Source organism: Paeniglutamicibacter selenitireducens (assembly GCF_051550675.1).
Classification (GTDB): domain Bacteria; phylum Actinomycetota; class Actinomycetes; order Actinomycetales; family Micrococcaceae; genus Paeniglutamicibacter.
This window is the reverse complement of the sequence record NZ_JBPULF010000003.1, coordinates 152,154-166,621: the sequence shown is the minus strand read 5'-3', so window position 1 is coordinate 166,621 and position 14,468 is coordinate 152,154. Positions and strand designations below refer to the sequence as shown.

9 protein-coding genes are annotated in these 14,468 nt (G+C 66.6%); 5 read left to right on the top strand and 4 right to left on the bottom strand.

Features of this window, described 5'->3' with window-relative positions:
* Nucleotides 1–64: 64 nt before the first annotated feature.
* From ACSYDW_RS07515 to cls, 3 genes are all read left to right on the top strand, one after another.
* The gene (locus ACSYDW_RS07515) at nt 65–649 is read left to right on the top strand and encodes a M15 family metallopeptidase (protein ID WP_438338106.1); all 585 of its coding nucleotides are present in this window, start codon (nt 65–67) and stop codon (nt 647–649) included.
* 225 nt (nt 650–874) lie between these two features.
* Entirely contained in the window at nt 875–2,341 is a 1,467-nt protein-coding gene (locus ACSYDW_RS07510) for a carboxylesterase/lipase family protein (RefSeq protein ID WP_438338105.1), read from the top strand.
* A 92-nt stretch (nt 2,342–2,433) separates the two neighbouring features.
* Nucleotides 2,434–3,942, top strand: coding sequence for a cardiolipin synthase (cls, locus tag ACSYDW_RS07505; RefSeq protein ID WP_438338104.1), 1,509 nt, complete (start codon nt 2,434–2,436; stop codon nt 3,940–3,942).
* 763 nt (nt 3,943–4,705) lie between these two features.
* Here the strand turns inward: cls and ACSYDW_RS07500 are convergent.
* The 3 genes from ACSYDW_RS07500 to ACSYDW_RS07490 form a co-directional block, all read right to left on the bottom strand.
* Complete coding sequence (locus ACSYDW_RS07500; RefSeq protein ID WP_438338103.1) at nt 4,706–5,497, bottom strand: ABC transporter ATP-binding protein; 792 nt, start codon at nt 5,495–5,497, stop codon at nt 4,706–4,708.
* Nucleotides 5,490–6,410, bottom strand: a complete 921-nt coding sequence (locus ACSYDW_RS07495; RefSeq protein ID WP_438338102.1) for an ABC transporter permease — start codon at nt 6,408–6,410, stop codon at nt 5,490–5,492. The genes ACSYDW_RS07500 and ACSYDW_RS07495 overlap by 8 nt, the downstream gene beginning before the upstream one ends.
* Before the next feature lie 93 nt (nt 6,411–6,503).
* Nucleotides 6,504–7,520 carry an ABC transporter substrate-binding protein gene (locus ACSYDW_RS07490; protein ID WP_438338101.1) on the bottom strand — a complete coding sequence of 339 codons (1,017 nt, stop codon included), beginning with the start codon at nt 7,518–7,520 and terminating at the stop codon, nt 6,504–6,506.
* A gap of 414 nt (nt 7,521–7,934) precedes the next feature.
* Here ACSYDW_RS07490 and hrpA point away from each other — a divergent pair, with 414 nt between their 5' ends.
* Nucleotides 7,935–11,921 (top strand): ATP-dependent RNA helicase HrpA, encoded by a 3,987-nt coding sequence (gene hrpA / locus ACSYDW_RS07485; protein ID WP_438338100.1) that lies wholly within the window; start codon nt 7,935–7,937, stop codon nt 11,919–11,921.
* Nucleotides 11,922–11,989: 68 nt separating this feature from the next.
* Here hrpA and ACSYDW_RS07480 read toward each other — a convergent pair whose 3' ends face one another.
* Nucleotides 11,990–13,081 carry an endonuclease/exonuclease/phosphatase family protein gene (locus ACSYDW_RS07480; protein WP_438338099.1) on the bottom strand — a complete coding sequence of 364 codons (1,092 nt, stop codon included), beginning with the start codon at nt 13,079–13,081 and terminating at the stop codon, nt 11,990–11,992.
* Between the two features lie 309 nt (nt 13,082–13,390).
* Here ACSYDW_RS07480 and ACSYDW_RS07475 point away from each other — a divergent pair, with 309 nt between their 5' ends.
* Nucleotides 13,391–14,389 carry a patatin-like phospholipase family protein gene (locus tag ACSYDW_RS07475; protein WP_438338098.1) on the top strand — a complete coding sequence of 333 codons (999 nt, stop codon included), beginning with the start codon at nt 13,391–13,393 and terminating at the stop codon, nt 14,387–14,389.
* Nucleotides 14,390–14,468: the final 79 nt, after the last annotated feature.

The window sequence follows — 14,468 nt, the reverse complement described above, 5'->3', positions numbered from 1 at the left end:
GGTCCTTTCCACGTAGATACCGTGGCCTGATGTGCGGCGGGCCCGAAACGAGAAGGATTGGAACATGATGAGATTTCCTTCGCAAACGCCGCCTTCGCCTTACACCCGCATGTTGCGGATAGGCATTCTGGCGACGTCGTTGATGATCGTCATCGCATCGGCGATCGGCTTCGCCTACGCGTTGTGGCCTGCAAAGGAGATCCCTGCCTCGGGGTCCGCCACCCCGACGGCCACCGTCGTGGGGCATGGCACGAATGCCCTCGACAAGCTCGGTACCGCCTACGGCAACGGCAAGATCCCCCGGAGCGAGCTGGAGGAAATAGCACCGGGCCGCAGGCTGACCCCCGAGGCAGCCGAAGGGTTCGCCGGCATGAAAAAAGCCCTGGTCAGGGCCGGGCACGAGCTCCAGGTCAATTCCGCCTACCGAACGCTCTCCGAGCAGGAGGGTCTCATCAAGCGCCACGGGCTGCTTTCCGACGGCGGCAACGCGGCGCCCGTCGGGGAAAGCGAGCACGGCCTGGGACTCAGCGTCGACCTGAAGCTGGATGCGGACGCCCTGGCGTGGATGCGGGAGCGTGCCGGATCCTTCGGTTTCAAGAACACGGTTCGCGGCGAGCCGTGGCACTGGACCTACGTGGGCGCCCCGTAGGTCCTGCTCCTTCCCGGCTGCCGTTCCCGCGGGAGTTCTCCGGGCGGACACTCGGCGGTACCCCCGCGGGTGCGGCCCAACCGGCCCCCGGCTTCGACCCGGAACTCCGGCACGACCACTCCGGACGCCACGCACCAGCACGTGTGCACCCCCCTGCCAATGTCCACCGTGCACCGCTAGTCTGGTCTTGGGGAGTCCATGCGGCGGAGGCAGGAGGGGAAAATCATGAGCCTCAGCGACCAACAGCACGTGGTTCCGGTCATCAGGCGGACGCTTTCCGGCCCGGTCCAGGGATTGCTCTCGGGCGGGATCGAACGATTCCTCGGCATCCCCTACGCGGCGGCGCCGGTCGGGGACCTGCGCTTTGCGTTGCCGGTGCTGCCTGAGCGCTGGACCGAACCCCGCCCCGCGTTGGATCCCGGGCCAACGGCTCCGCAGGTTCCCTACGAAGGCGCGCTGGGACGACTCCTTCCCACGGTCACCGTTCCCGGGGACGAGTACCTCAACCTGAACATCTTCGCCCCGGCGCACCGCAGCGACACCCTGCGGCCGGTCATGGTCTGGTTCCACGGCGGCTCCCTCAGCCACGGATCCAACGCGCTGCCCGGGTACGACGGCAGCGCGTTTGCGCGCGACGCCGTCGTATTCGTCTCGGTGAACTACCGGCTCGGGACCGAGGGCTTCTCGGTGCTTGAGGGCGCGCCGAACAACCTCGGGCTGGCCGACCAGGTCGCCGCCCTGGAATGGGTCAAGGCAAACATTTCAGCCTTCGGAGGCGATCCGGCGCAGGTCACAGCGTGCGGGCAATCGGCCGGGGGCAACACCCTCGCGGCGTTGCTGGCGCACCCGCGGGCCAACAGCCTGATGTCCCGGGCGATCATCCAAAGCGCCCCCTTGAATGCCCAGCCCCTGGCCAAGGCCCGGCGGATCACCCAGCGCATCGCCGCCGACCTGGGGATCCAGGACTCCCGGGAGGATTTCCTGTCGAAGTCCCCGGCCGAACTTCTCGCCTCGCAGGCTCGGGTCCTTTCCGGGTCCTCGGCCCTCTCCGGCGGACCGCAGTTCGCCGTGGGCATCGAACCGGAGCTGGTGCCCGTCGATCCGTTGGCGGCGCTGCTCTCCGGCGAGGGCAGCAACGTGCCGCTGATGATCGGCACCACCACGGAGGAAGCCCGGCTCTGGCTGGTACCCACCGGGCTGGGCGCCAAGGTCAACGGCATCTACCTGGCATTGGCCCGGCGCAAGGCCGGACTCCCCCGCGCCGCCCAGAAGGTGTTCCGCCGCAACCGCCCGGATGCGACGCCCGGGGAGATCCTCGGTGCGCTGCTGACCGACAAGCTGCTTCGCGTCCCGATGAACAAGCTGGCCGATTCCAGGTACCACGCCAGGGCGCAGACCCACGTCTACGAATTCGCCTGGCGGAGCCCCGTCGAGGAGCTCGGCGCCGCGCATGCCGTGGAACTGCCCTTCGTCTTCGACAACATTGCCTTGCCGGACTCGGTCGGTCTCGTGGGAAACGCCGCGCCGCATGCGCTGGCCAGCGCGATGCACGAGGCATGGGTCTGCTTCGCCACCCTGGGCGACCCGGGCTGGCCCGCCTGGGACTTCAGCCGGCCCGTGAAGAGCTTCGACGGAAAGTCGAACCCGGTGCTCTTCTCCCCGCGCGATGACGAGTGCGAGGCCCTGTCCTGACCGTGTCCCACCGGGTTTTCCGCGCAAAAACGCTCCCCATCGGCTAGCGTGATCCCTAGGACCATGGTTGCCGGCAGGGGAAAGAAGCACGAATGTTCAACAACGCCCTGTGGTGGGCCATCACGCTCGTCGTCATCGACATCACGATCCGCGTCCTCGCGATCATCTTTGTGCCCCGCAACCGCCGTCCGACCTCCGGCATGGCATGGCTGCTGGCCATCTTCCTGATCCCCTACGTCGGTGTCCTGTTCTTCCTGCTGATCGGCAGCCCCAAGCTGCCGCGCAAGCGCCGCGAGGTGCAGGACGAGATCAACGCGTTCATGCGCGCCATGTCCATCGAGGAACGCCGCAACCAGGACCTCTCGGAGAACCCCGCCTGGTTCAACTCGCTGGCGGAGATGAACTCGAAGTACGGCGGGCTCCCGCTGACCCACGGCAGCGACGGCCGCCTGCTGGAGGACTACGAGGACACCATCGCCGTCATGGCCGAGGCGGTGGACGGGGCCACCGACTACGTCCACGTCCAGTTCTACATCTTCAGCCTCGACGCCACGACGGCCCCGTTCTTTGACGCCCTCGAACGCGCCGTGGCCCGCGGCGTGCGGGTCAACGTGCTCTTCGACCACTGGGCCTGCCGCGGCAAGCCCTTCTACAAGGAAACCAAGGCGCGGCTCGACGCCATGGGCGCCAGCTGGGCCCTGATGCTGCCGCTGCTGCCGCTGGAGGGCAAGTACCAGCGCCCGGACCTGCGCAACCACCGCAAGATCCTCGTGGTGGACGGCACCGTGGGCTACATGGGCTCGCTGAACATGATCTCGCGAGACTACAACGTGAAGAAGAACATCGCGCGCGGCCTGAAGTGGCAGGAGCTGGTGCTCGAAATCCGCGGGCCCGGGGTTGCCGCCTTGGACGCCGTCTTCATTTCCGACTGGTACGCCGAAACCGGCGAGGTGCTCACCGAGAGCGTGCGCCGCGCCGAACTAGTCGCAGCCGGCGATTCGCTCAGCCGGCTCGGCGGCTCGCTCATCGACCACCGCGAGGACCGGGGCACCATGCTCACGCAGGTGGTCCCCTCCGGCCCCGGGTTCGAGCGCGAGAACAACCTGCGCCTGTTCCTGGGCATGATCCACTCCGCGCAACAGCGCGTGGTCATCACCTCCCCCTACTTCGTGCCCGACGAGGCACTGATGTACGCGATCACCTCGGCGGTGGCGCGCGGGGTGCCGGTGGACCTCTTCGTCTCCGAGATCGGCGACCAGGCGCTGGTCTACCACGCCCAGCGCTCGTACTACGAGGAACTGCTGCGCGCCGGGGTGCGCATCTACCTGTACCCGGCCCCCTACATCCTGCACTCCAAGCACTTCACCGTCGACGACGACGTGGCGCTGATCGGCTCGAGCAACATGGACATGCGCTCCTTCGGCCTGAACATGGAGGTCTCGATGCTGGTGCGCGACGTCGACTTCGTGCACCAGATGCGCGAGGTGGAGGACCACTACCGCAGCATCAGCCGGCTGCTCACCCTTGAGGAATGGCTGAGGCAGCCGCTGCGCTCCACGGTGCTGGACAACCTCGCCCGGCTCACCTCGGCGCTGCAGTAGACAACGCCCCGGCAAAGACATCCGGGGAGGCCGCCAAGGCCTGCGACCAGGCGCCACTCCCGTTCCTCCACATCCGGGAACGGATCCCGGGCATCGACGTCGACGGGACATCGATCCGCCTGCGCGCCGGGTGTTGGAACGGCATGGTCGTTGCCCTGGGCCCTGCGGGCGCCGAGGACGCCTCCCACCTGCCCGAGCGCGCCGACGAACTTGTCTGGGTTCGCGTCGTCCCCGGCGGCTACCTCCGCGTGCGCGGTTCGGGTGGCTTGCACGTCGCGGCGTTGTCCATCTGCCTCGATCCCGCCGTGGCGCTGGAGGGCAAACCGCAAGGCCTTCGTTGGCGATTCCGGAATCACCACGGGTATAGCCAAGGACGCGGGCCTTGGCGGGTGGAGCGTCGAGGCCCTGGCCCCGCTGGAACGCGACGGGGCGGTAACCCGAACCGACCCATGGCTACAGCCCGAGGGTCCTTGGCGACTTCTCCCCCGCCCCCGCCCCGCATGGGAGGAAGTCCTGCCCAGTGCCGTGGGCCCGGAGCTGGTGTTCCACGGACATCTCGGAAGCGAGGGACGAACCGAGGTGGCGCTCCTCGGGATGGCCCTGACCGCGCGCAGCATCCTGGCCTCTCGCAAACTAACGGAGGGGTGAGCGCCACCCCGGGTTCTCGCCACACGCACGAACGAGAAAGGAGCCGCACCCCGTGGGGTGCGGCTCCTTCGTCAGACGGTTCGTGCCGGTCCGCGCCGTGCGGATCGATAGGGCGCTACTGGAGCAAGGTCCGGTCGTCGAGCTGTGCGCCCTTGATCTTCTCGAACTCGTGCAGCAGGTCCGCCACCGTCATCTTGGACTTCTGCTCGGAGTCCAGGTCGAGGATGATCTGGCCGTCGTGCATCATGATCAACCGGGTGCCCAGGCGCAGCGCCTGTTCCATGTTGTGCGTGACCATCAGCGTGGTGAGCTGGTGGCGTTCGACGATTTCCTCGGTCAGCCGGGCCACCAGGGCCGCACGCTGCGGGTCGAGCGCCGCCGTGTGCTCGTCGAGCAGCAGGATCTTCGGTCCGGAGAACGTGGCCATGAGCAGGCTCAGCGCCTGGCGCTGGCCGCCGGAGAGCAGGCCGACCTTGGACTTGAGCCGCTTCTCCAGCCCAAGCTCGAGGGACTTCAGTTCCTCGACGAACAGCTCGCGCTTGGACTTGTTCACGCCCATGGACAGGCCGCGGAACTTGCCGCGGCCCAGGGCCAGCGACATGTTTTCCTCGATGGACATGTTCGGCGCGGTGCCTGCCATCGGATCCTGGAAGACCCGGCCGATGTACTTGGCACGTGCGTAGTCCGGAAGCCGGGTGACGTCCTTGCCGGCGATGGTCACGCTGCCGGTGTCCGGGCGCAGCTTGCCGCCGACCATGTTCAGGATCGTCGACTTGCCGGCGCCGTTGGAACCGATGACCGTGACGAACTCGGCGTCGTTGAGCGTGAGGCTCACATCGCGCAGGGCCTTGCGCTCATTGACGGTGCCGGGGAAGAACGTCTTGTTGATGTTCTTGATCTCAAGCATTGGTCTTCACCGCGTCTTCCTTGGGTGCAGTCGCTTTTCCGTTGATGCGGATCCGGTTGGCGAACTTCGAGAAGCCCTTCCATTGTGGCAGGATCAGCGCGACGACGACCAGTATTGCGGAGATCAGCTTCATGTCGTTGACCTCGAGGCCGGCGTTGAGGGCCAGCTGGATGACCAGGCGGTAGATGACCGAGCCGAGGACCACGGCGATGCAGGCAATCCAGATGGCCTTCTGGCCGAAGATCGCCTGTCCGACGATGACCGAGGCCAGGCCGATCAGGATGACGCCGATGCCCATGCCGATGTCGGCGAAGCCCTGGTACTGGGCGATGAGCGCGCCGGCGAGGCCGACGAAGCCGTTGGAGATGGCAAGGCCCAGGATCTTCTGGTTGTCGGTGCTGACGCCGAAGGAACGGATCATTTCCTCGTTGTCACCGGTGGCGCGCATGGCCAGTCCGACGTCGGTGCGCAGGAACCAGACGATCATGGCAACGGCCACCAGGCAGCCCAGGAGCATGAGCCCGATCGAGGTCGGGGTGCCCAGCAGCTGGTTGTCGCGCAGGAAGGACATCACGGTGGTCTCACCCAGCAAGGGGGTGTTGGCCTTGCCCATGATGCGCAGGTTGATCGAGTAGAGGGCAATCATCGTCAAGATACCTGCGAGCAGGCCGTCGATCTTGCCCTTCGTGTGGAGCAGGCCAGTGACAACGCCGGCCAGCGAGCCGACGACGAAGGCGAGGATCGTGGCAATGAACGGGTTGACGCCATTGACGATCGAGATGGAGGCGACAGCGGCGCCCGAGGTGAAGCTTCCATCGACCGTCAGGTCCGGGAAGTCGAGAATGCGGAAGGTCAAGTAGACCCCGAGTGCCATGATCGCGTAGATCAGGCCTAATTCAACCGCGGTGATCATGGGTGGATCCTTGCGTTTCGAGAGTTGGGTTAATGTCGGTGGCCGGTCGGTGTTGACCGACCGGCCACCTGGAGACCGCAGATGCGGTCGGGACTACTTGGTGTAGGTTTCGACTGCCTCGGAGAGCAGGTCGGCCGGGAACGTCAGGCCGATCTTTTCCGCGGCGGCGGTGTTGACGTAGAGCTCGACCTTGGTGATGGTCTCAACCGGCATGGACTCGGCCTTGGCCTCGCCCTTGAGCAGCTTCACGGCCATGGCGGCGGTCTGCTCGCCCAGCTTCTCGTAGTTCAGGCCGTAGGTTGCGGTGGCGCCGCGCTTGACGGATTCGCCGTCGGCGGAGATGACCGGGACCTTCTTGTCCTGCGAGACCTGCAGCAGGCCTTCGAGTGCGGAAACCACGGCGTTGTCGGTCGGCACGTAGAACGCGTCGACGTTCAGGCCTGCGGCAGCCTGCTGGACCTCGGAGGAAGCCGAGATGGCCTTCGCGTCGATGGTCAGGCCGAGCTCAGCGCCGGCTTCCTTGGCCCAGTCGACCTGCACCTGCGAGTTGACTTCACCCGAGGAGTAGACGATGCCAACGGTCTTGGCTTCCGGCTTGATCTTCTTCAGCAGCTCAAGCTGTTCCTTGACCGGGTTCTTGTCCGAGGTGCCGGTGACGTTGCCGCCCGGCGCTTCCAGGGACTTGACCAGCTTGGCAGCCAGCGGATCGGTCACTGCCGAGAAGAGCACGGGAATGCCGGTGATGGCCTGGGCTGCGGCCTGGGCGGTCGGGGTTGCGACGGCAAGCACGAGGTCCATGTCCTTGTCGGCTGCGAACTTGCCGATCATGGCGGTGTTGTTGGCCTGGTCGGCCTGTGCGTTGGCGAAGTCGTACTTCACCTTGTCGTCGCCGGTGTAGCCGGCGTCCGCCATTCCCTTCTTGAATCCCGTGACAACGGCGTCGAGGGACGGGTGGGAGACGTACTGGCCGATGCCGATGACAACCGGGCCTTCGGCGGCCGGAGCCGAACCGGAGGCGCCCGGCGCCGGGGTGGAACCGCCACAGGCGGAGAGCACCAAGGCGGTGGCGGCGAGGCCGGCAGCGATCTGGGCGGACTTGAAGAGTTTCATGTTTTTCCTTTCACAACATGCGAGTCATGCCCGGTCTTCGACAGTTGCCGCGTCGGGGCCCGTTCAGGATTCGTACGTCCCTGCCTACGGCCGGAAGTCCTCCTCATGAATCACCTAGATACTACATGTGAATCAACTCACATTTCTTCCATGAACCATGAAATACAAGACGAATTGATCTTGAAACCGTCTCAAACTTGTAAATCTACGATCTGAAACCCGGCCAATCAATCATTTTGTATCTCACCGCTACAACTTTCAGACGGATACGCGGCGCCCACCGCCATGATTTACGCCACGCCCCGTGAAAACCGCAAGCCACATGCCATTCCTGCGCATCAGCCAGCCCGACGGGAAGCCGCGCGCGGGCCGGAACGGCGGCCCTCCCCCGGGCTGGCCTAGACTGGTGAGACCATGGCTCTGACGATTTCCTATCCCGAGGCTCTGCCCGTTTCCGCACGTCGTGAAGACATCATGTCGGCGATCACGGACCACCAAGTGGTCATCGTGGCCGGCGAGACCGGATCGGGCAAGACAACCCAGCTGCCCAAGATGCTGCTCGAGCTCGGCTTGGGCGAAAAGGGCATGATCGGCCACACCCAGCCCCGCCGCCTGGCAGCGCGCACGGTGGCCGAGCGCATCGCCGAGGAACTCGGCACCAGCATCGGCGACGAGGTCGGCTTCCACGTGCGGTTCACCGGCGAAACCTCACGCAGTACCAAAGTCAAGGTGATGACCGACGGCATCCTGCTGGCCGAGATCCAGCGCGACAAGCTGCTCAAGAAGTACAACGCAATCATCATCGACGAGGCCCACGAGCGCAGCCTGAACATCGACTTCCTGCTGGGCTACCTGCGCCGGATCCTGCCCAAGCGCCCGGACCTGAAGATCGTCATCACCTCCGCGACGATCGATCCGGAGCGCTTCGCCGAGCATTTCGCAGCCCCCGGCACCGACGGGGCCGAGCCGGTTCCGGCACCGATCATCGAGGTTTCCGGGCGCACCTTCCCGGTGGAGTTGCGCTACCGCCCGCTGAACCCGGCAGACGGCATGGACGAGGACGAGCTCGACCCCGATGCCCAGGTCGAGGACCGCGACCCGCTGGATGCCATCTGCGACGCCGTCGACGAGCTGGCCAAGGAAGCCCCGGGTGACATCCTGATCTTCTTCTCCGGCGAACGCGAGATCCGCGACGCCGCAGACGCGTTGCGCGCCCGCGTCCAGACCAACAAGCGGCTGGCCGGCACGGAGATCCTCCCCCTGTTCGCCAGGCTCTCGCTGGCCGAGCAGCACCGGGTCTTCCACCCGGGCTCCGCGCGCCGGATCGTGCTGGCCACCAACGTCGCCGAAACCTCGCTGACGGTGCCGGGCATCAAGTACGTCATCGATACCGGAACCGCACGCATCTCGCGCTATTCCCACCGCACCAAGGTCCAGCGCCTGCCCATCGAACGCGTGTCCCAGGCCAGCGCCAACCAGCGCTCCGGGCGTTGCGGGCGCGTGAGTGACGGCATCGCCATCCGCCTGTACTCCGAGGACGACTACAACTCGCGCCCCGAGTTCACCGACCCCGAAATCCTGCGCACCAACCTGGCCGCGGTCATCCTCCAGATGAGTTCCATGGGCGTGGTCCGCACCGCCCGCGACGTCGCCGACTTCCCGTTCGTCCAGCCTCCGGACTCCAAGTCGATCGCCGACGGCGTGGCGTTGCTGCGCGAACTCGGCGCCCTCAACACCGGCACCGACGCCACCGTCACCAAGGTCGGCACCCAGCTGGCCCAGCTGCCCGTCGACGTGCGCCTGGGGCGCATGATCGTCGAGTCCGGTACCCGTGGCTGCGCCAAGGAGGTCATGGTCCTGGCCGCCGCGTTGAGCATCCAGGACCCGCGCGAGCGGCCCAGCGAGGAAACCGGCAAGCGCGAGCGCGCGCAGGAACTGCACAAGCGCTTCGTGGACGACAAGTCCGATTTCTCCTCCCTGCTGAACCTCTGGCGCTACCTGCAGGAGCAGCAGAAGGAACTCTCCTCCTCCGCCTTCCGCCGGCTGTGCAAGAACGAGTTCATCAACTACCTGCGCGTGCGTGAGTGGCAGGATCTTTTCTCGCAGCTGCGCCAGCTGGCCAAGCCCCTGGGCATCACCCTGTCCCCGGACCCCGTCGACCCGGCGGGCCACGAGGAGGCCATCCACGTCTCGCTGCTCTCCGGGTTGCTGAGCCACGTCGGCTCCTGGGACGAGCGCAAGCGCGAATACGTGGGCGCCCGTGGCACCCGCTTCTCCGTCTTCCCCGGCTCGGCCCTCTTCAAGAAATCGCCCGAGTGGGTCATGGCCGCCGAGCTCGTGGAAACGAGCAGGCTCTGGGCCCGCACCGCCGCCCGGCTGGACCCCAAGTGGGTCGAGGAAGTCGCCGGGGACCTGCTCAAGCGCAGCTACTCGGAACCGCACTGGTCGCGGAACATGGGCGCAGTCATGGGCTATGAGAAGGTCACGCTCTTCGGCCTGCCCATTGTGCCGCGCCGCCGCATCCAGTACTCGCGCGTGGATCCCGAACTCTGCCGCGAGCTGTTCATCCGACATGCCCTGGTGGAGGGCGACTGGAAGACCCACCACAAGTTCTTCGCCCGCAACCGCCGGGTGCTCGAGGACATCGAAGAGCTCGAGACCCGCATGCGCCGGCGCGACCTGCGCGTGAGCGACGAGGACCTCTTCGAGTTCTACGATTCGAGGCTCGGACCCAACGTGGTCTCCGAGCGGCACTTCGACCGCTGGTGGAAGGCCGCCCGCCAGGAAAACCCGACGTTGCTGGACTTCGACCCCGAGGCCATGCTGCTCGCCGACGCCCAGGAACTGGACCAGGAGGCCTTCCCGCGCACCTGGCGCCACGGCTCCCTGGATCTTGACCTTGTCTACGAGTACAACCCCGCGGCCAAGGCCGGGGAATCGGACGGCGTGTCCGTGCGCGTGCCCGTGCTCTTCCTGAACCAGCTGGACCCCGTGCGTTTCCGTTGGCTCATCCCGGGCCTGCGTGTGGAGCTGGTGACGGCGCTGATCAAGTCGCTGCCCAAGGCGATCCGCAAGAACTTCGTTCCGGCACCCGATGTGGCCCGCCTTGCCGTCGCCGCGTTGGAGGCAGACTTCAACCCGGAGACCGACGACCTCGCCGCGTCCCTGGAGCTGGTGCTGCGCCGGCTCAAGGGAGTGGTCGTCCCCCCGGGGTCCTGGAACTGGGATGCGCTGCCGGAACACCTGAAGTTCTCCTTCCAGGTGATCGACTCCGACGCGAAGATCCTCGACGAATCCAAGGACCTGGCCATGCTCCAGCAGACGCTTGCTGCGGCCAACCGCTCGGCCCTGGCCCGCTCGCTCGGCGTGAAACCCGGTGCCTCGATGCCCGCGGGCAAGCAGGCCGGCACCGGAAACGCGAAGGCCTCGGCGGGACGGAACGCCAAGGGCACCAACTCCCCCGCGGCGAAGTCGCGCCCCGGCACCCCCGGCTCCGTGGCCACCACGGTGTGGGAACGCAAGGGGCTCACCGACTGGGATACCCAGCTGGGCCTGAACGGGACCATCACGGCCAAGGTCGTCTCCGAGGTCGCCGGGCAGCAGGTCACCGCCTACCCGGCGCTGCTCGATGACAAGACCAGCGTCCGCCTCACGGTCTTCCGCAACGAGGCCGAACAGCTCGCTGCCCACCGCACGGGCGTGATCCGCCTGCTGCTGCTCAAGGTGCCGTCCCCGGCCCGGTACGTGCTTGACCACCTGAACAACAAGGAAAAGCTGGTCTTCACGCAGAACCCGCACGGCAGCGTCGACTCGCTGATCCAGGACTGCACTATGGCCGCGGTGGACCGGCTGGTGCCCGAAAAGCTGCCGTTCGCCAAGACCGAGTTCGATGCGCTCTACGAATCCGTGCGAGCCGAGCTGATCGACACGGTCTTCGCCGTGACGGCCATCGTGGAGAAGGTGCTCTCGGGCACGCGGCGCATCAACCAGGAGATCAAGTCGGCATCGTCCCTGGCTCTGATCAACGCGCTCAACGACGTGAAGACCCAGCTGTCCCAGCTGGTCTACCCCGGATTCGTGGCGGCCACCGGGTACGCCCAGCTGGCGCAACTGCCGCGCTACATCGCCGCCATCGAAAAGCGACTGGAAAAGCTGAAGGCCGGCAACGTCACCCGCGACAACGCCGCGACCCTGGCCATCCAAGCGCTGGAGGACGAGTACGACGCGGCGCTGGAGATGCTGGTTCCGGGCATGCGCACTCCCCCGCTGCTCGCCTCGGTGAAGTGGATGCTGGAGGAGTTCCGCGTTTCACTCTTCGCCCAGGAGCTCGGCACCGCGTATTCGGTCTCCGAGAAGCGGATCCGCATGGCCATCAAGGAGGGCCTGGCCGCCGCGCGGTAGCCCGTGCCCTGGCTCGCACCAAGCCCGCTGCCTGCGGCGGCGTCCGCGGCTTGATGCGAGCCGGAGGCTCAATGCTTCGGTTGTCCGGCCTTTCCGTGCACCCTGTAGCTCACAAGGATCCCCTTGTGGTCCGTCGGCCACGGGGCATCCGCCATGATGAAGGGATCCTTGCCGGATTCGGCAACGCGGCGGTTGCGCACTATCGATTCGCGCGGACCCACCACTGTGGCATCGACCAGCTTCAGGCGGGCGTCCGGGCGGTGGAACACGTAGTCGATCCTGTCCCGTTCGTCAGCTTCCGGGGCCCACGTCAGCTCGCTGACATCGGCCCGCGGGTTGCTCGCCGGCCACGTGAATCCGGGATGCGTGACCGGATTGGGGTGCTGGCGCCGATACGCGTCCACGAACCCGGCATCCCTGAGCAACCGCGTTGACCCCCACTGCTGGACGACGCCGTTGTGGTCGAAGAGCCGCGCCGTCCGCTTGGTCCAGTCAAGGGTCGAAGGCTCGTTGAAGTCGCCGCCCAGGATGACCGCGCGCCCAAGACGCCGTTCGTTCTGGGCGTCCTTGAGGAACCCGGCGATCACTTGAGGCCGTCCCGATTCCTCGTTCACGCGGGCAACTGCCGCCTCATCGGTCACCGGGCCGCCTGGCATCCGGTTCCATCCGAACTCGGAGTACTCCCCGCCGGGAACACCCGCCCCGTAACCGCGCGGCAGGTATGTCGCGTACCACCGATACTCCAGGTGAGCCGCATAGGCCGCAATCTCAACCGAATCGACCGTCACCACGGCCTTAGTCATGTAGGGAAGCGCGGTGGCCTCGCCTATCGGATGGGTTGAAATGATGGCGTTGTCACCGGTGATCTTGTGCCGGAAACCCAGGCCGGCCGCGTTGAGCCTGGCCACGATATCCGGCGTGGTCTCGTTGGCCTCCGAGATGAAGACCAAGGTTGCCCCCGATTCCTTGATGATGTCCGCGATCATGCCAACGCCGCCGCTGATTTGCTTGCCACCGTGCCAGGCATTGAGCACCAGGACCTTCAAGGAGGTCTTGGCCGGCACGGCCCCAGCGGGAGGGGCTCCCGTGATGGACAGGGCTCCCAGGGCTGCAGCACCGGCGATTCCTTGGACGACGCTTCTTCGAGACACTTGGCTCATGGATTTCCTTTCTCGCAGGGATTCGGCCTCACACGCTAGGACGTCCTTATGAACGGGATCACCGCAACCGGTGGGTCCGTGGCCAACACCGGATGAACGACTCGCACGGCGATTGTTGTCGCATCTGGACCGGTGATTGCGGACGCCCGGGCTGCGTGCTAGATTTCCCGTGATCGTGAGAAACCGGCTGGAGGTGAGACCCATGTACGCAGTGTCCACAACGGGTGCTCCCCCGCCGTCCACGATCGCGCGACAGGACTAGTCGCCGTGCGGGAGCTCCGGCCAGGAAATTCGCGAAAGGCGACTCCCATGGAACAAACACCTTTTTCAACCCGATACGTCGTGCCCCGGGCGTCGGCTGTCCGCTCGGCCGCCGGGAAACAACCGGAATCCACCGATTCAGACCCCGTGCGCTCCCCGGACCGCCGGGCGTTGGTCCTCGGTGGCGGTGGATCGGCAGGCAACGCGTGGTTGGTCGGCGTCCTCGCCGGACTGCGCGAGGGCGGGCTGGATGCGACAACGGCCGATTTGGTCGTCGGGACTTCTGCCGGGGCGACGGCTGCAGCGCAGCTCACCGGCGCAAACCCCGGGCAGCTGCTCTCCGATATCCTCGATGCCGCTCCCCCGCAGCGCCCCGCCGGAATCACCGGCACCGGCCGCACACCCGGCGGGCAACCGTCGGACCCCATGCGCATCACCGGCGACATCATCGCCGCCTCCTCGGACCCGGCCGACATGCGCCGCAGGCTGGGTGCCGCGTCGCTCGCAATGTCCGACGATACCGCCGACTCCTGGACCGCCCGCTGGCGCGGTGTCGTTGCCTCGCGGATGCCCGGGGCACACTGGCCCCGGCACCGCGTGTTCATCACCGCCGTCGATGCCCGGACCGGTGAACCCGTCCTGTTCGACAACCACAGCGGGGTCGATCTCGTAGATGCCGTGGCCGCAAGCACCTCATTCGGCTTCGGGGCGCCTCCCTACCGGATCGGCGAAGATCGGTACATCGACGGCGGATACCGCCGTTCCAGCGAGAACGCGGACCTGGCGGCCGGGTACGGGCGCGTGTTGGTGCTCTCTCCCCTGGGCGGCAGGTCACGGACGCCGGCGGAATGGGGAACGGACCTCGCAACCCAGGTGGAGGAGCTGCGCGCCGGCGGCAGCGAGGTCTGCTGCATCCTGCCCGATGCCGAATCCCTCGGGGTATTCGGCAGCAACATGATGGACCTCTCGACCCGCCCGCCGGCTGCCCGCGCGGGTTACCACCAAGGCAGGGCGGTTGCCGCGGAGCTCGCCGGATTCTGGAGCTGAGGACCAAGCCGCGCCGGCCGGCCCATCCGCTGCCGGCCAGCGCGGACACACATTCCCCCCCCCCCCCCCCCGACGCGTG